We start from the raw sequence: 17,376 nt of genomic DNA on the forward strand, positions 1-17,376 counted from the left end.
ATTACGCAGGGACATGGATGTGGTTTCCTTCCACGGCATGAAATGGCACCTCGAGCAGGCTATGAACCAGCGTCGAGGTGTAACCCATGTCCTGGCACACTTGTTACCTATGTCTCCGGTCTAAACAACTCCGGGCATCCTGCCCTACGCCCTTCGGGCCAGCTTCGCTGTTCGTGCACGCTTCTGCGTGCACGTGGACAAGCAAAAGAGAAGTGCCTCGCCCTCCGAAGGAGGGTGAAAGCTCTTGGCTTTGATGATGTGGGGACAGGCAGGAGCATCGCCCGCGAGCGGGCTCCTGCGAGTCGAAGATCATGAAGTGCGTCGGCTGCCGGCGCAGGGCGAAAGCTTTTCGCTCTGAGTGCCGGCGTGAGCAAAAATGGATGCCCGAGTTCGCGGGCATGACGGCAAGGCGTGGTGGTGTTTGAGGTCGCCGAGTTGGCTGCCGCCAACCAGATCAGCCCTCGGTCGACTCGCCCGCCTGCAGGTCCTTCAACAATTGAAAGATCTCCCGATACGCCTTCGGCGGCTTGCCCGGCGTGTCCTTCTCGACGCGCGCCTGTCGCACCAGCGAACGCAGATGCTGCCGATCGACCTGCGGATGCTCGGCGATCAGTTCGGACAGGGCGGCCTCGTCCTCGGCGATCAGCCGATCGCGCATCGCTTCGAGGCGATGCATGGCGGCGGTTTCCTGGCGTTGCTTCTCGCGGTTCTCGCCGAGTTCGGCACGCACCGCGGCGAAGTCCTCGTCACCGAAGCGGCGCATCACCTTGGCGAGGAAGGCGAGCTGGCGTTTCTTCGCGCCGTGGGAGGTGGTGCGGCGGGTGATGTCGATCTCGCGGCGCACGTCTTCGGGCAGCGACAGCTTGGCCAGTCGGCTCGGCTGCAGGTCGACCAGTTGCTGCGCCAGCACCAGGACGGCCAGCGCTTCGCGGCGCTGCTGGGTGCGGCTGGGGCCGTAGTCCTCGTCGTCGAGTTCGTGCTGGTTGCGGCTGCGGCTCGGGCTCACGGTGTTCGATTCCAGGTGGGTGTTGCGTCAGCGGGTGCGGACGACGTGGCGCCGGATGCCTCGTCATCCGCCTGTTCCAGCGCGAAACGGGCGATCGGCTCGCCGTCCAGTTCGATCGTTTCACAGAACATCGCCGCCGGGCGCACCCACAGGCCGTGTTCGCCGTAGAGCGCCTGATAGACCACCATCGGCTCCAGCGTCTCGCTGTGCCGCGCGGTGCCCAGCACGCGGTAGCGCTGGCCCTTGTAGTGACGATAGATGCCGGCGGTGGGTTGCATGGGCGTGCTCCGCAGCTCTTTTCATTTCGCGGCCGCGCCCCCAGATCCGGAGCTCGCGGTCGCGAACCGCTTATTCTACCCGTCTAATCATCAGGAAAGCCCGACGTGAGCAATGTTGTGATCAGCCAGGATCGCCCGCAGGACAGCACGCTGGATCGCAGCGAGGCCGATCTCGACCGGCTGGCCGAACTGGCCGAGGACGTGATCCGCCGCGCGCGCGCCGCCGGTGCCAGCCAGGCCGAGGTGGCCGCCAGCATCAACAGTGGGCTCAGCGTGAACGTGCGCCTGGGCGAGGTGGAGACGGTGGAGCACACCCGCGACCGCGGTTTCGGGCTCACCGTGTATTTCGGCCAGCGCAAGGGTTCGGCCAGCACTGCCGATCTGCACCCCGATTCGATCCAGGCCACGCTGGACCAGGCCTGCGCGATCGCGCGCTACACCGAGGCCGACCCGGCCGCGGGGCTGGCCGATGCGGCGCGCATGGCGACGTCCTTTCCCGACCTCGACCTGTGGCATCCGTGGGAGATCGACACCGCGGGGGCGATCGAGCTGGGCATAGCGATCGAGGAGGCCGGTCGCGCGCATGCCGGCATCAGCAATTCCGACGGCGCCGGCGTGCAGGCCGGTCAGGGGCTGTCGGTGTATGCGAATTCGCATGGTTTCGTGGGGCGCGAGCGCGGCACCAACCACTCGTTGTCACTGGCCCTGATTGCCGGTGGCGAAGACGGCATGCAGCGCGACTACTGGTACGACAGCGTGCGCGCGGCGGGCGATTTCATCAGTGCGCAGACGCTCGGAGACAAGGCCGCCGAACGCACGCTGGCGCGGCTGGGCGCGCGCAGCCTGTCGACGCGGCAGTGCCCGGTGCTGTTTGCGCCGGAGTTGGCGCGCGGGCTGATCGGCCATCTGCTCGGCGCCGTCAGCGGCGGCTCGCTGTATCGCCGCGCCAGCTTCCTGCTCGATCAGGTGGGCAAGCCGGTGATGCCGGCATGGCTGAACATCAACGAGCGGCCGCACCTCGCCCGCGGGCAGGGTTCGGGCAACTTCGACGCCGAAGGCGTGGCGACGCGCGACAGCGCCCTGGTCGAAGCGGGCGTGCTGGCGCGCTACGTGCTGGGCAGCTATTCGGCGCGCAAGCTGGGGCTGGAATCGACCGGCAACGCCGGCGGCATCCACAACCTGCTGGTGGAGCCGGGCAGCGCCGACGGCGAGCGCTCCGGGTTCGACGGCATGCTGCAGCGCCTGGGCACCGGCCTGCTGCTGACCGAGGTGATGGGCCAGGGCGTGTCCACCGTCACCGGCGACTACTCGCGCGGTGCGGCGGGCTTCTGGGTGGAGAACGGCCGGATCGCGTTTCCGGTGGAAGGGATCACGATCGCCGCCAACCTGCGCGAGATGTTCGCCGGGATCGTCGCGGTCGGCACCGACGTCGACCCGCGTTCGCACATTCTCACCGGCTCGATCCTGCTGCAGCGGATGACCGTGGCGGGCGAGTAGGCCGCAGCGGCTTGCGTCTATGCCGCAAGTTCACTCGGCAAGCCATGCCGATGCTTGCTAGGATCGACACACCGGCGATCGACCGGCGAACCGTTGACGCACGTTCCGACTTCGAAGGAGATGCGCATGAGCGTTCCACCTGAATCCGTGACCCCGCCGCCGAACGAACCCATGGCAGGTGCCCCATCAGCCGAGGAGCGGCAATGGGCGATGTTCGCCCATCTGTCGGCGCTGCTGGGCGCGCTGCTCACCGGTGTCTGGGGCGGCGGCTGGGGCTGCTTCATCGGCCCGCTGGTGATCTGGCTGGTCAAGAAGGACACGATGCCGTTCGTCAACGACCAGGGCAAGGAAGCGCTGAACTTCAACATCACAGTGGCGATCGCGTTCGTGGTGCTGTTCCTGTTGTCGGTGATGACCTTCGGCATTGGCCTGATCATCGCGATCCCGCTGTGGATCATCATCGGCATCAGCTGGCTGGTGTTCACCATCATCGCGGCGATCAAGGCGAACGAGGGCGTGCTGTACCGCTACCCGTTCACCCTGCGGCTGATCAAGTAGCGGCGCCGGCCGGGATGGCGACAGGGCGACGGCCACGGCGGCCGTCGTCCTGTTTCAGCCAGCTCAGCTGCGACGGTTGGCCGAATAGCGGGCCAGCTCGCGCAGCAATCCGGCGCGTGCGTCCCATGGCGCGAGCGCGTCCAGCGCGGCGTCGGTCAGTTCGGCGAGCCGTGCGCGCGAGGCATCGAGCCCGATGATCGACGGGAAGGTGGGTTTGGACGCGGCGGCATCCTTGCCGGACGTCTTGCCGATCACCGCCGATTCGCCTTCCACGTCGAGGATGTCGTCGCGCACCTGGAAGGCCAGCCCCACGGCGCTGGCGTAGTCGTCGAGCGCCTTGAGCCGGCCATCGCCGGCACCCGCGGCGAGCGCGCCGAGTTGCACCGACGCACGGATCAGCGCGCCGGTCTTGCACGCATGCATGTGTTCCAGTTCGAGCAGGCTCAGCGGGCGCCCCACCGCGGCCAGATCCAGCGCCTGGCCGCCGGCCATGCCTTCGGCGCCGCAGGCGCGGCCCAGCGTGTGCAGCATCGCGATGCGCACGGCCGGTGCCACGGTACCGGCGCCATCATCGGCGAGCAGCTCGAACGCCAGCGCCTGCAGCGCGTCGCCGGCGAGTATCGCCATCGCCTCGCCGAACTGGACATGGCAGGTGGGCCGGCCGCGGCGCAGCGCGTCGTCGTCCATCGCGGGCAGGTCGTCGTGCACCAGCGAGTAGGCGTGGATCAGCTCCACCGCGCAGGCTGCCGCATCCAGCGCCGGGCCATCCTCGCCCAGCGCGTGCGCAGCGGCATAGACCAGCAGCGGACGCAGCCGCTTGCCGCCGCCGAGCACGGCGTAGCGCATGGCCAGATGCAGTTCGGCGGGGGAGTGATCGGCCGATGGCAGGCAATGTTCCAGCGCCTGTTCGGCACGCCGGATCAGTGACTGCAGGGCAGGGCCAAGCTCGGCGGACTCAGAGTTCGGGTTCAAACGGTTCGGCGCTGTCGGGGGCTTCGGGGTCGAGCAGCAGCCGCACGCGCAGTTCGGCCTGTTGCAGCGATTGCTGGCAGTGGCGGAACAGGCCGATGCCGCGCTCGAACGAGGCGAGCGATTCGTCGAGGCTCAGCTCGCCGCCTTCCATCTTCGCGACCAGTTGTTCCAGCTCGTCGAGGGAGTGTTCGAAGTCGGCGGCGGGGGCGGTTGCGGCGGGTGCGGGAGCGGTCTTGGCCATGGGCCGCCAAGCTAGCGCAGCGGACGTCCGGAATCAATCCGCGGGGTCGGCCAATCGTGGTTGGCTTGATCTGGATCAGCGCCCCGGTCGCCAGCGTGCTCGCGCGCCGGCCAGCTCGAACATGGCTGCGCCGCGTGCGCTGGCCCAGCGATCGGCCACCGCCACCAGTTCATGGTCGAGATACAGCAAGGGGCAGGCATGGCGTTGCCACGGCGGCAGTTGCGCCTGCTGGAACAGGTCGCGCAGTTCGCGGGTGTGCGCGTCGCCGGCCGGCTTGATGCACTCGCCGCCGCGGCGCAGGCGCACCTGCAGCGGCGCGGCGAGGCGCGTGCCCGGGTTGTCCAGCGTCAATTCGCCGCCATCGGGCAGGGGCAGCGGTTCGCCGTGCCACGCGTGCTGCCAGTCGTTGGGCAGTGGCGGTCGGGCCGGGAGTGCCCACAGGCGCTGCTTCCAGATGTGCAATTCGACGCCCGCCCAGCGGATGCACGGCAGCTGGCCCGCGCGTGCGTCGCACTGCCGTTCGATCTGCCGTCGCTGCGCGGTGGTCGGCGCTGGCAGCCCGCGCGCGTGCAGCCAGTGGTCGAGCAACGGCTCGCGCAATGCAGGCATCAGCGCCAGCCAGCCACGCGCGTCCAGGCTGCTGCTGGCGGCATCGTGCAAGGCGTCGAAGGCGAGCAGCCATTGCTTGCACAGTGCATCGGCGGCGGCTCGGCTGAGGGTGGCGCTGTGCAGGATCGAGTCCGTCGCCTGCGGCCAGTGCGAGTGCAAGCGCGGCAGGATCTCGTGGCGCAGGTGATTGCGCGCCAGCCGGGTGTCGGCGTTGGAAGGGTCGTCGATGGCATCGAGCCGGTGCCTGTCCACGTAGTCGCGCAGGTGCTGCCGCGCGAGATCGAGCACGGGCCGCCACAGCTGGCCACGGCCGAACGGGCGCAGTGCACGCATGCCGCCTAGCCCATCCGGGCCGGCGCCACGCAGCAGCTTCAGCAACACGGTCTCGACCTGGTCGTCGCGGTGATGGGCGAACAGCAGGTATTCGCCCGCGTGCAACTGCTCGACCAGGGCGGCGTGGCGCGCATCGCGTGCGGCGGCTTCCAGCCCCTTGCCGCCGCCTTGCGCCACCTGCACGCGCAGCAGCGTGCACGCCACGTCGAGGGCGTCGCAGAAGTGGCGGCAATGTTCGGCCCATGCGGCGCTGTCGGCATGCAGGCCGTGATCGACATGCAGCGCACGCAGGCCGCGCGCGCGCGCTTCGGGAAGTTGCGCCAGCGCATGCAGCAGGGCAGTGGAATCGGGGCCGCCGCTGAACGCCACCGCCAGCGGCGCCGGCGGCATGCTCGCCAGCGCGGCGTCCAGATGGTGCTGCAGCGGGTCGTTCACTTCCCGCCGCTGCGGGGGCGCACGTACAGGTGCTTGCCGTTGCCGATCTGGCGCTCGTCGGTCTCGAACAGGCCGATGCCGTTGATCAGGCCGCTGAGCTTGGCGTAACCGTAATTGCGCGGGTCGAAGTCGGGCGACTGCTTGTTGATGATGCTGCCCACGGCGCCCAGGCCGGCCCAACCGGAGTCGTCGGAAGCGGCCTCGATCGCGTTGCGCAGCAGGTTCATCAGCTGGCTGTCGCCGCGCAACTCCTTCGCGCTGCGCCGCTTCACGCCGGCGCTGGGCTCGGCTTCGGTGGCCTGCACCAGTACCTCGGTATAGATGAATTTGTCGCAGGCGGTGCGGAACGGTTCGGGCGTCTTCTTCTCGCCGAAGCCGTAGACGGTCTGGCCGGACTCGCGGATGCGCGAGGCGAGCCGGGTGAAGTCGCTGTCGCTGGAGACGATGCAGAAGCCGTCGAAGCGCGCCGAGTAGAGCAGGTCCATCGCGTCGATGATCATCGCCGAGTCGGTGGCGTTCTTGCCTACCGTGTAGCGGAACTGCTGGATCGGCTGGATCGAGTGGCGCAGCAGCACATCCTTCCAGCCGTTGAGGTCGGGCTTGGTCCAGTCGCCGTAGATGCGCTTGACGTGCGCCGTGCCGTACTTGGCCACCTCGGCCATCAGCCCTTCCACGATCGCCGGGCGGGCGTTGTCGGCGTCGATCAGAACGGCAAGCTTGTCGTGGGCCATGGCGGGTTCCGGCAGCGTTGGGAAGATGCCGATGGTAGCGCCAAGTGCAGGGTCGCCGCGGTGCAGGCGGGGCCTTGCTTATTCCTGATACGCGCCGTAGCTGCGCAGGCGCTTGTAGCGCTGTTCGAGCAGGTCGGGCAGCGGCATCGCTTCCAGCTCGTCGAGCTGGTTCAGCAGCACGGCCTTCAGGCGGATGGCCATCGAACGCGGGTTGCGGTGGGCGCCGCCGAGCGGCTCGCGTACCAGCTTGTCGATCAGGCCCAGTTCGAGCAGGCGCGGGGCAGTCATGCCCAAGGCCTCGGCAGCGTCTTTCACCTTGTCCGGACTCTTCCACAGGATCGAGGCGCAGCCCTCCGGCGAGATCACCGAATAGGTGGAGTACTGCAGCATGTTGGTACGGTCGCCGACGCCGATCGCCAGCGCACCGCCGGAGCCGCCTTCGCCGATCACGGTGCACACGATCGGCACCTTCAGTTCGGCCATCTCCAGCAGGTTGCGCGCGATCGCCTCGCTCTGGCCGCGTTCCTCGGCACCGACGCCGGGATAGGCGCCGGGGGTGTCGATCAGGGTCAGCAGCGGCAGCTCGAAGCGTTCGGCCATCTTCATCAGGCGCAGCGCCTTGCGGTAGCCCTCCGGGCGCGGCATGCCGAAGTTGCGGCGCACCTTGTCCTTGGTGTTGCGGCCCTTCTGGTGGCCGATGATCACCACCGGCCGGCCGTTGATGCGGCCGAGACCACCGACGATGGCGGCGTCTTCGGCATACATGCGGTCGCCGGCCAGCTCGTGGAATTCCTCGCAGATCACCCCGATGTAGTCGAGCGTGTACGGCCGCGCCGGATGGCGCGAGAGCTGGGTGGTTTGCCAGGAATTGAGGTTGCGGAAGATGTCGGCGGTCTTCACCTTCACCTTCTGGCGCAGGCGGCCCACTTCCTCGTCGATATTGAACGCCTGGCCGGCGCCGGCATGACGAAGCTCTTCGATCTTCGCATCCAGTTCGGCGATGGGTTGTTCGAAATCGAGGAAGTTTGGGTTCATTCGCGGCATTTCGTGGCACAGAAGCGCGTCAGTATACCGTCCTGCGGCAAAACGCGAGAACGGCGCCGTATGGCTGTGACGGACTCGACATCCGGCTGGGTGGGGCGCTCCGGTTGCGCTATCTTGCACGCCATCCGGCCCCGCTGCCCACGGAATCGACCATGCCTGCCACACCGCCCATCGACAACGCCAAACTCGACCGTATCGTGGCCGAGGCGCGGCGCAATGCCGAGCAGCGCGAACTGGGTTATCGCGAGCGGGCGTTGAAGATGTACCCGTGGGTGTGTGGCCGCTGCGCGCGCGAGTTCACCCGCGCGAATCTGCAGGAACTGACCGTGCACCACCGCAACCACGATCACGACTTCAATCCGCCCGATGGCAGCAACTGGGAGTTGCTGTGCGTGTACTGCCACGACAACGAGCACTCGCGGCATATCGATCATGTGCGCGGCGGGGTGATGGCGGTGGAAGAAGCGCCGCCGGCCACCGGCAATCCGTTTGCGGATCTGAAGGCGATGATGGAGCGCGGTAAACGGTAGAAGCCCGCTCGCGGGCGATGCTCCTGCCCTGATGCACGACGAAGGTCAAATCAAAAGCATCGCCCGCGAGCGGGCTCCTACGTGGGGCGTGTGGCTTCAGTCCTGCTGTTTGACGATGCGCAGTCGTGCGGCTTGCACGCCGGGGAGTGCGCGCACGGCGCGCAGCAGGTCGGGGATCGCGTCGACGCGCCAGTCCTCGCCGAGCTCGAGATCGGCCTGGGCGCTGCCGTTGCGATAACCGTGCAAGGTGACGCTGGCGCGGCCGCCCCGATAGCCGGCCAGCGCGTGTTGCAGCTGTGCGACGAAATCCGGGCGGATGCCGTTCAATTTCAACTGCAGCAACCGCGCGTGCTTGCGGCAGGCATCGGCCATCGAACAGACGCTGCGCGCGCGCACCTGGAAGCCGCCGCCGGAGAACTCGTCGATGCGCAGGCCGCCGTCGACGATCAGGATCTCGCCGCGGGTGAGCAAAGGCGCGACCTGCTGGTAGAGCTCGCCGAAGAAGCTCACCTCGATACTGCCGCCACCGTCCTCCAGCCGCACGAACGCCTCGCTGTCGCCACGCTTGCGCATGGCGGCGACCATGCCGGCGACCGTCCACGGCGTATCCGGGCCACGGCGGAAGCGATTGTTGTCGCCGTCGTCGCTACGGCGCGGTTTCGGCGGTTGATAGCGGTCGACGATCTCGCCGAGCGGGCAGGTCGACAGCTGCGCCAGCTCGTCCTTCCACGGATCGGTGGGATGGCCGGACAGGTAATGGCCCAGCGTGTCGCGCTCGCCCTGCAGCTTCTGCTCCAACGGCCATTCCGGTGCGCTGGGCAGATCGATCTTGAGCACCGGCGTGGCGGCGCCCATCGCCGCGCCGAACATGTCGTTCTGGCCGGACTGCCGGTCGCGCAGGTGCTGCTCGGCGGCCTTGATCGCGTTCGGCAATTGCAGCATCAGGCTGGCGCGGTTGGCAGCCAGGGAATCCAGCGCGCCGGACAGGATCAGCGCTTCCAGCATGCGGCGGTTGAGCCTGTTCGGATCGACGCGGCGGCAGAAATCGGCCAAGTCGGTATAGGCGCCGTTGGCGCGTTCGGCGACGATGGCCTCGCAGGCGCCATGGCCGGCACCCTTGATCGCGCCCAGGCCGTACTGGATCGTGCGAGCGCCTTGGCGCGACGCGGCGGACAAAGTGTCCGGTTCGACCGCGACGAACATGTATTCGGAGGCGTTGACGTCGGGTGGCTGCACGACGATGCCGAGTACACGCGCCTCATTCAGGAAGGTCACCACCTTGTCGGTGTTGTCCATGTCGGCGGAAATCGTCGCGGCCATGAACTCGGCGGGATAGTGCGCCTTCAGCCAGGCGGTTTGGTACGACACCAGCGCATAGGCGGCCGCGTGCGACTTGTTGAAGCCGTAGCCGGCGAACTTCTCCATCAGGTCGAAGATCGAGTCGGCCTTGTCGCTGGTGAGGCCGTCCTTCGCCGCACCTTCGCGGAACTTGGCGCGCTCCTTGGCCATCTTCTCGACGTCTTTCTTGCCCATCGCGCGGCGCAGCAGGTCGGCGCCGCCCAGCGAGTAGCCGCCGACGATCTGCGCCATCTGCATCACCTGCTCCTGGTAGACCATGATGCCGTAGGTCTCTTGCAGGATCGGCTCGACGCGCGGGTCGGGATACTCCACCTCCTCGCGGCCGTGCTTGCGCGCCACGAAGCTGGGGATCAGGTCCATCGGCCCGGGGCGGTACAGCGCGCCCAGGGCGATGATGTCCTCGAAGCGGTCGGGTTTCGCGTCTTTCAGCATGCGCTGCATGCCGGCGGACTCGAACTGGAAGATCGCCACCGTCCGCGCCTTGGCGAAGACTTCGCTATAGGTGCGCGCGTCGTCCAGCGGCAGCGTCGCGATGTCCAGCGGCGGCTCGCCAGCGGCGGCGCGACGTGCGTTGATCGCCTTCACCGCCCAGTCGATGATGGTGAGCGTGCGCAGGCCGAGGAAGTCGAACTTGACCAGGCCGACTGCTTCGACATCGTCCTTGTCGTACTGGGTCACCACACCGCCGCCGCCGGCTTCGCAGTACAGCGGCGAGAAATTGGTGAGGGGGGTGGGGGCGATGACCACGCCGCCCGCATGTTTGCCGGCGTTGCGGGTGAGGTTTTCCAGTTTCAGGGCGAGGTCGATCAGCGCGCGGGCCTCCTCATCCTGCTCGTAGGCCTCGCAGAATTCCCTGACGACGCGATCGGTTTCCTTCTTCGACTTTTCCGAGCGGCCCAGCGCATCGGACAGGGTGAGGTCGAGCGGCCGCGGCGGCACCATCTTGGCCAGCCGGTCGACCTGGCCGTAGGGCATGCTGAGCACGCGGCCGGAATCGCGCAGCACGGCTTTCGCCGCCATCGAGCCGTAGGTGATGATCTGGCTGACCTTGTCGCGACCGTATTTCCGCGCGACGTAGTCGATCACCTCGTCGCGGCGGTCCATGCAGAAGTCGATGTCGAAGTCGGGCATCGACACGCGTTCGGGATTGAGGAAGCGCTCGAACAGCAGGTTGAACTGCAGCGGATCGAGGTCGGTGATCTTCAGCGCCCAGGCGACCAGCGAGCCGGCGCCCGAGCCGCGGCCGGGACCGACCGGAATGCCATGCTGTTTGCCCCAGTTGATGAAGTCCGCGACGATCAGGAAGTAGCCGGGGAAGCCCATCTCGATGATGACGTCGAGCTCGCGCTCCAGCCGCGCCTCGTAGTCGGCCAGGGTGTGCTCGGCAGCCAGCGGCGCGCTGGCCAGGCGCTCGCGCAATCCCTGGCGCGAGAGTTCGCGGATGTGGCTGTTCAGGTCGTGACCGGCGGGCACCGGAAAATCAGGCAGGTAGTAGGTGCCGAACTTCAATTCGAGATTGCAGCGCCGCGCCAGTTCGACGGTATTTTCCAGCGCCTCGGGCAGGTCGGCGAACAGCGTCGCCATCTCCCCGGGTGTCTTCAGGTATTGCTGGTCGCTGTAGTCGCGCGGGCGTTTCGGATCGGCCAGGACACGGCCCTGGTTGATGCATACACGCGCCTCGTGTGCATCGAAATCGTCCTGCGTGAGGAAGCGCACATCGTTGCTGGCCAGCACCGGCAGGCCGAGTTCGGCGGCCAGCAACAGCGCGGCGCTGTTCCAGTTTTCCTCGCCGTCGCGGCCGCAGCGGCTGAGTTCCAGGTAGAGCCGGTCCGGGAACAGTCGCGCCAGCGGGCGCAGTCTTGCCAGCGCGGCGTCGCTGCCTTGGTGCAGCGCCACCCGCGCGATCTCGCTATCGCGCCCCAGCAAGGCGATCAGGCCGCTGCAGGCAGCGCCCTGCAGCCAGCCGGCGTCGACCAGTGGCCGCCCGCCATGCTGGCCTTCCTGCCAGGCACGCGAGACCAGTCGCGACAGGTTGAGATAGCCGTCGTGGTTCTGGCACAGCAGGGTGAGTCGCCACGGCCGCGGATCGTCGGGCGCCGCAATCTGCAGGTCGCAGCCGCAGATCGGCTTGATGCCGGCGGCGTGGCAGGCCTTGTAGAACTTGACCAGGGCGAACATGTTGCATTCGTCGGTCAGCGCCACCGCCGGGATGCCGTCGCGCACGCAGGCGGCGACCAGCGCCTTGATGCGGATGGTCGAATCGACCAGCGAGTATTCGCTGTGCAGGTGCAGATGGGTGAAGCTGACGGTCATGCGGATCTACGCGCGGTATTCCCGCAGGCTACCCGGCGCTGCACGCAGCGGCAAGATTGACTTGTGCGAGGTTTGCGCGAAGCGCGTGGCGGCCCCATTCGCCGCGGCCGATCAGTGGGCGGCGAGCACCCTGGATTCCGGTGCCGGTTCGTTGAGCAGGCCGTTGATCTCGGCGACCAGGCTGTCCAGCATGTCCTCGCCGTAACCGACGTGGATGTTCGCCACCGTGCCATCCCGATGCAGCATCACCATCACCGGAATGCCGCCGGCGGTACCGTAGGGGGCGCCGACCTTGCCATCGCGATCCCAGCTGATCAGCAGGTTGGGCAGGCGCTTGCGCAGGACGCGCACGCTGTGCCGGAAGGTGTCGTGATCTTCGCGGTAGTCCACCGCCACGACTTGCAACGGCAGCTTGCGTTCGGTGGCCAGCGATTGCAGGCCGGCCAGCACCGGCATTTCCTTCATGCAGTAGCCGCACCAGGTCGCCCAGAAACTGATCACCACCACCTTGCCATGCAGCGACGCCAGGCTCACCGCCTGCCCGCCCAAGGTCGTGCCCAGCGCATCCGGCGGGGTATCGCCGGGCTTGAGGTTGAGGCCGGCGTGGGCGGCGAAACAGCAGAGCAGTGCCATGAGGGCGAAACCTGTCCGGCGCATGTCATTCCCCTGAATTGCATCGCTGGTCGGGGTATCAGTGTGCCTGATAGCCGACGATCTGCAACAGATGGGCAGCTCCGGCGGCGCTGGCGTCAGGTGCTTCCCAAGCGTCGCCGGGCAGGTCCGGGGTGACCGAGCCCGGGCGGGCGATTCGCCATGCCGTTCAACGAACGTGAAAGCGCTCGTCGCCGGGATATTGGAGATAGTGGTCGAGACCCTGCACCCGCAGGGACTGCAGGTCGTAGTCGGTGTGCGTGGCTTCCGGATCGCCGACTTCGGCAACTTGCTCCCCGGTCAGGCAGGTGGCGGCAGGTGCCGTTGTTGCGGTTGCGTGCTGTTTTTTCAGGATCATGGCCCGGTTCCTCGCAAGCTGGCGTCCGTGCCGATGGCGGATTCCCCGTTACAAGGGATGCCTGGGTGACGGAAAGGGTTGCCATGACGAATGGGTCATGCGGTCGCCCGCCGTCGTCGCCAGCGGCGATCAACGGGAAGTCAGAACAGGCGGGTCTGATCCAGCAACACGCGTACCGGCGCAAAGCTGCGCCGGTGTTGCACGCATGGCCCCAGCTGTTGCAGCGAGGCCAGGTGCGCCGGGGTCGGATAGCCCTTGTGGATGGCAAAACCGTAGCCCGGATGCACGCCGTCGAGTTTCACCATCAGTCGATCGCGGGTGACCTTGGCCAGGATCGAGGCGGCGCTGATCGCGGGTTCCAGCGCATCGCCGCCGACGATCGCGCGGCCATGGCAGGGCAGATCCTTCGGCAGCTTGTTACCGTCGATCAATGCTTCCGCGGCGGCCGGAACCAGGCCGGCGACGGCGCGGCTCATGCCGGCCATGGTGGCCTGGAAAATGTTCAGCCGGTCGATCTCGTCCGGCTCGACCAGCACGATGCAGTACGCCAGCGCGCGTTCGATGATCTGCGGAAAGAGCGCCTCGCGGCGTGCCTCGCTGAGCTTCTTCGAGTCGTTGAGCCCGGCGACCGGTCGCGCCGGATCGAGGATCACCGCGGCCACCGCCAACGGGCCCGCCAGCGGGCCGCGGCCTGCCTCGTCGACGCCGGCAATGAGGATGCTTTTTGCGTTTGCCTCCTCTCCCCTCCAGGCGACCTTCAGGGAGTCCCCTTGTGGGTGAGAGGATTGAGGTGGGGGGCGGGTGTTCGCGAAAAACTCAGCCACCGGCCTGCTCGTGATCGTCGATCAGTTCGGCAATGGCGGCCGCGGCGCGATTGCCTGCGTGGCCGTCCACGCCGCTGCGCAAGTCCCGATGCAGTTGCTCGAATGCCGCGACGATCGCGCCACGCCGCTCGCTGTCCTTGAACAGATCCAGCGTGGCGGTGGCCAGGTTGCCCGCGGTGCAGTCGTCCTGCATCAGTTCGGGTACCAGCAGGCCATTACCGAGGCCGCCGGCACGCGCCAGGATATTGGGCAGCGAATACACGTCGGTCTTGAGCATCTTCAGCGCACGGGCGATGCGATAGCTGGTAGGCGAGACGCGGTAGCCCACCACCATCGGCCGCTTCGCCAGCATCGCTTCAAGCGTGGCGGTGCCGGAGGCCAGCAGCACCACGTCGGCAGCCAGCATCGCTTCGTGCGCCTGACCGTCAAGCAGCCGTGGCGCCGACTCACTGGCTGGTGTCGTGGCGAGCAACTCCTGCAGCCGTGCGTGTACTCGCGGGTTGGCCGCGGGAACCACGATGCGCAGCCCCGGCAGGGCGGCGGCAACCCGGCTGGCCGCCTGCAGAAAAATCTGCCCCAGCCGATTCACCTCGGACAGCCGGCTTCCCGGCAACACCGCCAGCACGGGCGCCTGCTGCGGCAGCTGCAGCAGGTCCCGGGCGCCGACGCGATCGGCGACCAGGGCAAACCGGTCGGCCAGCGGGTGGCCGACGAAGCGCGCGTCGATGCCGTGCTTGGCATAGATCGGCGGTTCCATCGGGAACAGGCAGAGCACGCGATGGGCGCTGCGCCCGATCTTCTCGGTACGCTTTTCGCGCCAGGCCCAGACCGACGGACTGACGTAGTGCACGGTGCGCAAGCCCGCCTGCTTGAGGCGCTGCTCCACGCCGAGGTTGAAATCGGGCGCGTCGATACCGATCACGACGGCGGGCCTGGCCTGCAGCAGTCGCGCGACCAGTGAGCGGCGCAACCGCAGCAATCGCGGCAGATGGCTGATCACCTCACTGAAACCGAACAGCGAGAGTTCGCGGATGTCGTACCAGGATTCGAAGCCCTCGCGCTGCATGCGCGCACCACCGATGCCGACGAATCGGGCCTGCGGGTAGCGCAGGCGCAGGGCGACGATCAGGTCGGCGCCCAGCTGGTCGCCGGAGTCTTCGCCGGCGAGGATGGCGATGAGCGGAGATTCGGAGACGTCAGTGCTTTGCATGTCGCCTCCTGCGGAAACCGGAGCAAGAACGCTGTTTGATTTCGCGATAAGCGCGATGCGCTTATCGCGCGAGCGCCCGCTCGCTGTGGTCGAGGAACTCCAGCATGGCGCGCACATCTTCGCTCTCGCAGGCCTGTTCGGCCAGCTTTTCGCGTGCTTCGGGCAGCGACAGGCCGGCCATGTACAGTGTGCGGTAGGCGCGCTTGATCGCGGCGATGCGCGTGGCATCGAAGCCGCGGCGTTTCAGGCCCTCGCTGTTGATGCCGCGTGGCCGGCCTTGCTGTTCGTTCGCCATCATCACGAACGGGGGTACGTCGTGGCCGACCAGGCAACCCATGCCGATGAAGGCATGCGCGCCAACCTTGCAGAACTGGTGCACGCCGGAATAGCCGGAGAGGATGGTCCAGTCGCCGATCTCCACGTGCCCGGCCAGTGCCGAGTAATTGGAGAACACCACGTTGTTGCCGATCTGGCAGTCGTGGGCGACGTGCACGTAGCCCAGCACCCAGTTGTCGTTGCCGATGCGGGTGATGCCGCCGCCGTCGCCGGTGCCCCGATTGATGGTGGCGAACTCGCGGATCAGGTTGCGGTCGCCGATCACCAGCTCGGTGCGCTCGCCGGCGAACTTCTTGTCCTGCGGATCGCCGCCCAGCGAGGCGAACTGCGCAATCCGATTGTCGCGTCCGATCCGGGTCGGGCCTTCGATCACCACGTGCGGGCCGATCACCGTGCCGTCGCCGATTTCCACCTCGGCGCCGATCACGCTGTACGCGCCGACGCTGACGTTGGCGCCGATGATGGCGGACGGGTCGATCACGGCGGTGGGATGGATCGGGCTGGCACGGGTCATTTTTCGGATCTCGCGGCACACATCAGTTCGCAGCTGGCCACTTCCTTGTCGTCGACCACGGTGCGCGCGATGAACAGCCCCATGCCGCGCACCAGCCGTTTCTGGCTTACCTCCAGCCGCAACTGGTCTCCCGGCACCACCGGCGCATTGAAGCGTGCGTTGTCGACCTTGACCAGATAGAACAGCGGGTTGCCCGTGTCGCCCTTGATGCGTCGGCTGAGCTGGGTCAGCAGGCCGGCGGTCTGTGCCATCGCCTCGACGATCAGCACGCCGGGCATCACCGGATGGCCGGGGAAGTGGCCCTGGAAGAACGGCTCGTTGATGGTGGCGTTCTTGATCGCGACCACGCTGACGTCGGGGACAATCTCGATGACGCGATCCACCAGCAGGAATGGATAGCGGTGCGGCAGCAGCTGCTGGATCTGCTCGACGTTGATCGGCAGGGTCATGGCGCCGACTTTTTCATTCATGGTTGCTGTCCTTTTCCAGCGCCGACAATCGGCGCGCGTACTCGTCCAGGTGCTTGAAGCGTGCCGCGTTCTTGCGCCACAGCCGGTTTTCCTGCAACGGGGTGCCGGATGAATATTCGCCCGCTTCGCGGATCGAGTGGGTCACCAGGCTCTTGGCTGTAATGGTAACCCGGTCGGCCAGTTCGAGATGACCCAGCACGCCGGCGTTGCCGCCGATCATGCAGTAGCGGCCGATCTTCGCGCTGCCCGCCACCGCGGCGCAGCCAGCCATCGCGGTATGTGCGCCGACATGCACGTTGTGTGCGATCTGGATCTGGTTGTCCAGCCGCACATCCTCTTCCAGCACGGTATCGTCCAGCGCGCCGCGGTCGATCGTGGTATTGGCGCCGATTTCGCAATCGTCGCCGATGCGCACGCCGCCAAGCTGCGGCAGCTTGATCCAGCCGCCATGGGTGGAGGCTTCGTGATCGAAAGCGAGGCCGAAACCGTCCGAGCCGATCACGGCACCGGGGTGCACGAGCACGCGCCGACCCAGGGTCACCCGGGCAACCAGCGTCACCCGGGCCACCAGGCGCGATTGCGCGCCGACAATGCAGCCCTCCCCGATGATGCAGTGGGCCCCCAGGATGGCGCCATCCCCGATCACCGCACCGGCTTCGATCACGCAGCAAGGGCCGACGCTGGCGCTGGCGCTCACCCGCGCGCCAGCCGCGACCACGGCGCTGGGGTGCACGCCGGCGGGTGCCGCAGGCAGATGTTCGAACAGCGCTGCGATTCGCGCGTAGGCCACGTACGGGTCCTTCGCTATCAGGGCGGTCGTCGGGCAGCCGGCAAGGTCTTCCTGGCGCAGGATCACCACACCGGCGCGGGTGGAGAGCAATTGCGCGGTGTATTTGCCGTTGGACAGGAAGCTGAGTTCGGTGTCGCCGGCACCGGCGAGGGTGCCGACGCCGTTCACCATGCGTGCGGCATCGCCCTGGATGCCCAGGCCGAACCGCTCGGCCAGCTCGGCCACGGAATAGTGGATTGGATTCATGCCTGCTCCGGACAGTGCGGGTCATTGTAGGGCGTGACGCCGCGTGGCGCAGCGTGTCGGCCGGCCCGGAA

Annotated in this window: 18 protein-coding genes; 3 read left to right on the top strand and 15 right to left on the bottom strand. The window is 67.3% G+C overall.

What is annotated here, in order from left to right:
* Positions 1-454: 454 nt before the first annotated feature.
* Positions 455-1,006, bottom strand: coding sequence for a ribosome biogenesis factor YjgA (gene yjgA, locus B0E47_RS08795; protein WP_077513790.1), 552 nt, complete (start codon positions 1,004-1,006; stop codon positions 455-457).
* Positions 1,003-1,284 carry a DUF1653 domain-containing protein gene (locus B0E47_RS08800; RefSeq protein ID WP_077513791.1) on the bottom strand — a complete coding sequence of 94 codons (282 nt, stop codon included), beginning with the start codon at positions 1,282-1,284 and terminating at the stop codon, positions 1,003-1,005. Before B0E47_RS08800 ends, yjgA begins: the two co-directional genes overlap by 4 nt.
* Before the next feature lie 117 nt (positions 1,285-1,401).
* Here B0E47_RS08800 and pmbA point away from each other — a divergent pair, with 117 nt between their 5' ends.
* Both pmbA and B0E47_RS08810 read left to right on the top strand, forming a co-directional pair.
* The gene (gene pmbA / locus B0E47_RS08805; protein ID WP_174566977.1) at positions 1,402-2,781 is read left to right on the top strand and encodes a metalloprotease PmbA; all 1,380 of its coding nucleotides are present in this window, start codon (positions 1,402-1,404) and stop codon (positions 2,779-2,781) included.
* 126 nt (positions 2,782-2,907) lie between these two features.
* Positions 2,908-3,339: a DUF4870 domain-containing protein gene (locus tag B0E47_RS08810; protein ID WP_077513795.1), complete on the top strand. Its 432-nt coding sequence runs from the start codon at positions 2,908-2,910 to the stop codon at positions 3,337-3,339.
* A 63-nt stretch (positions 3,340-3,402) separates the two neighbouring features.
* Here the strand turns inward: B0E47_RS08810 and B0E47_RS08815 are convergent, their stop codons facing one another.
* The 5 genes from B0E47_RS08815 to B0E47_RS08835 form a co-directional block, all read right to left on the bottom strand.
* Positions 3,403-4,311 (bottom strand): farnesyl diphosphate synthase, encoded by a 909-nt coding sequence (locus B0E47_RS08815; RefSeq protein WP_077513797.1) that lies wholly within the window; start codon positions 4,309-4,311, stop codon positions 3,403-3,405.
* The gene (locus B0E47_RS08820) at positions 4,295-4,552 is read right to left on the bottom strand and encodes an exodeoxyribonuclease VII small subunit (protein ID WP_077513798.1); all 258 of its coding nucleotides are present in this window, start codon (positions 4,550-4,552) and stop codon (positions 4,295-4,297) included. The genes B0E47_RS08815 and B0E47_RS08820 overlap by 17 nt, the downstream gene beginning before the upstream one ends.
* 75 nt (positions 4,553-4,627) lie before the next feature.
* The gene (gene tilS / locus B0E47_RS08825; protein WP_077513800.1) at positions 4,628-5,929 is read right to left on the bottom strand and encodes a tRNA lysidine(34) synthetase TilS; all 1,302 of its coding nucleotides are present in this window, start codon (positions 5,927-5,929) and stop codon (positions 4,628-4,630) included.
* Positions 5,926-6,660 carry an NYN domain-containing protein gene (locus tag B0E47_RS08830; protein WP_077513802.1) on the bottom strand — a complete coding sequence of 245 codons (735 nt, stop codon included), beginning with the start codon at positions 6,658-6,660 and terminating at the stop codon, positions 5,926-5,928. Before B0E47_RS08830 ends, tilS begins: the two co-directional genes overlap by 4 nt.
* 78 nt (positions 6,661-6,738) lie before the next feature.
* Positions 6,739-7,695: an acetyl-CoA carboxylase carboxyltransferase subunit alpha gene (locus B0E47_RS08835; RefSeq protein ID WP_077513804.1), complete on the bottom strand. Its 957-nt coding sequence runs from the start codon at positions 7,693-7,695 to the stop codon at positions 6,739-6,741.
* Positions 7,696-7,856: 161 nt separating this feature from the next.
* Between B0E47_RS08835 and B0E47_RS08840 the strand changes: the two genes are divergently transcribed.
* The gene (locus B0E47_RS08840; protein ID WP_077514225.1) at positions 7,857-8,234 is read left to right on the top strand and encodes a YajD family HNH nuclease; all 378 of its coding nucleotides are present in this window, start codon (positions 7,857-7,859) and stop codon (positions 8,232-8,234) included.
* Between the two features lie 96 nt (positions 8,235-8,330).
* On the opposite strand, the gene dnaE is transcribed toward B0E47_RS08840, so the two are convergent.
* The 8 genes from dnaE to lpxD form a co-directional block, all read right to left on the bottom strand.
* Positions 8,331-11,906: a DNA polymerase III subunit alpha gene (gene dnaE / locus B0E47_RS08845; RefSeq protein WP_077513806.1), complete on the bottom strand. Its 3,576-nt coding sequence runs from the start codon at positions 11,904-11,906 to the stop codon at positions 8,331-8,333.
* Positions 11,907-12,017: 111 nt separating this feature from the next.
* On the bottom strand, positions 12,018-12,539 hold the full coding sequence (locus B0E47_RS08850) for a TlpA disulfide reductase family protein (RefSeq protein ID WP_254422874.1): 522 nt from the start codon (positions 12,537-12,539) through the stop codon (positions 12,018-12,020).
* A 187-nt stretch (positions 12,540-12,726) separates the two neighbouring features.
* On the bottom strand, positions 12,727-12,915 hold the full coding sequence (locus tag B0E47_RS08855; RefSeq protein ID WP_077513808.1) for a hypothetical protein: 189 nt from the start codon (positions 12,913-12,915) through the stop codon (positions 12,727-12,729).
* A gap of 140 nt (positions 12,916-13,055) precedes the next feature.
* A complete protein-coding gene (rnhB, locus tag B0E47_RS08860) occupies positions 13,056-13,634 on the bottom strand; it encodes a ribonuclease HII (RefSeq protein ID WP_343124531.1) in 579 nt (192 codons plus the stop codon).
* Positions 13,635-13,731: 97 nt separating this feature from the next.
* Positions 13,732-14,949, bottom strand: a complete 1,218-nt coding sequence (gene lpxB, locus B0E47_RS08865) for a lipid-A-disaccharide synthase (RefSeq protein ID WP_077513809.1) — start codon at positions 14,947-14,949, stop codon at positions 13,732-13,734.
* Positions 14,950-15,010: 61 nt separating this feature from the next.
* The gene (lpxA, locus tag B0E47_RS08870; protein WP_077513811.1) at positions 15,011-15,799 is read right to left on the bottom strand and encodes an acyl-ACP--UDP-N-acetylglucosamine O-acyltransferase; all 789 of its coding nucleotides are present in this window, start codon (positions 15,797-15,799) and stop codon (positions 15,011-15,013) included.
* Entirely contained in the window at positions 15,796-16,269 is a 474-nt protein-coding gene (gene fabZ, locus B0E47_RS08875; protein ID WP_077513813.1) for a 3-hydroxyacyl-ACP dehydratase FabZ, read from the bottom strand. Before fabZ ends, lpxA begins: the two co-directional genes overlap by 4 nt.
* Positions 16,262-17,305, bottom strand: coding sequence for a UDP-3-O-(3-hydroxymyristoyl)glucosamine N-acyltransferase (gene lpxD, locus B0E47_RS08880; RefSeq protein WP_077513815.1), 1,044 nt, complete (start codon positions 17,303-17,305; stop codon positions 16,262-16,264). Before lpxD ends, fabZ begins: the two co-directional genes overlap by 8 nt.
* Between the last annotated feature and the right edge of the window lie 71 nt (positions 17,306-17,376).

Origin of the sequence: Rhodanobacter sp. B05 (assembly GCF_002001085.1) — a bacterium.
Taxonomy (GTDB): domain Bacteria; phylum Pseudomonadota; class Gammaproteobacteria; order Xanthomonadales; family Rhodanobacteraceae; genus Rhodanobacter.

What these genes read in the sequence shown, in the direction of transcription:
- B0E47_RS08800 (WP_077513791.1), bottom strand. Translation starts at nt 1,284, where the DNA reads ATGCAACCCACCGCCGGCATCTATCGTCACTACAAGGGCCAGCGCTAC.
- B0E47_RS08810 (WP_077513795.1), top strand. Translation starts at nt 2,908, where the DNA reads ATGAGCGTTCCACCTGAATCCGTGACCCCGCCGCCGAACGAACCCATG.
- B0E47_RS08820 (WP_077513798.1), bottom strand. Translation starts at nt 4,552, where the DNA reads ATGGCCAAGACCGCTCCCGCACCCGCCGCAACCGCCCCCGCCGCCGAC.
- B0E47_RS08830 (WP_077513802.1), bottom strand. Translation starts at nt 6,660, where the DNA reads ATGGCCCACGACAAGCTTGCCGTTCTGATCGACGCCGACAACGCCCGC.
- B0E47_RS08835 (WP_077513804.1), bottom strand. Translation starts at nt 7,695, where the DNA reads ATGAACCCAAACTTCCTCGATTTCGAACAACCCATCGCCGAACTGGAT.
- B0E47_RS08840 (WP_077514225.1), top strand. Translation starts at nt 7,857, where the DNA reads ATGCCTGCCACACCGCCCATCGACAACGCCAAACTCGACCGTATCGTG.
- dnaE (WP_077513806.1), bottom strand. Translation starts at nt 11,906, where the DNA reads ATGACCGTCAGCTTCACCCATCTGCACCTGCACAGCGAATACTCGCTG.
- B0E47_RS08850 (WP_254422874.1), bottom strand. Translation starts at nt 12,539, where the DNA reads ATGGCACTGCTCTGCTGTTTCGCCGCCCACGCCGGCCTCAACCTCAAG.
- B0E47_RS08855 (WP_077513808.1), bottom strand. Translation starts at nt 12,915, where the DNA reads ATGATCCTGAAAAAACAGCACGCAACCGCAACAACGGCACCTGCCGCC.
- lpxB (WP_077513809.1), bottom strand. Translation starts at nt 14,949, where the DNA reads ATGCAAAGCACTGACGTCTCCGAATCTCCGCTCATCGCCATCCTCGCC.
- lpxA (WP_077513811.1), bottom strand. Translation starts at nt 15,799, where the DNA reads ATGACCCGTGCCAGCCCGATCCATCCCACCGCCGTGATCGACCCGTCC.
- fabZ (WP_077513813.1), bottom strand. Translation starts at nt 16,269, where the DNA reads ATGAATGAAAAAGTCGGCGCCATGACCCTGCCGATCAACGTCGAGCAG.
- lpxD (WP_077513815.1), bottom strand. Translation starts at nt 17,305, where the DNA reads ATGAATCCAATCCACTATTCCGTGGCCGAGCTGGCCGAGCGGTTCGGC.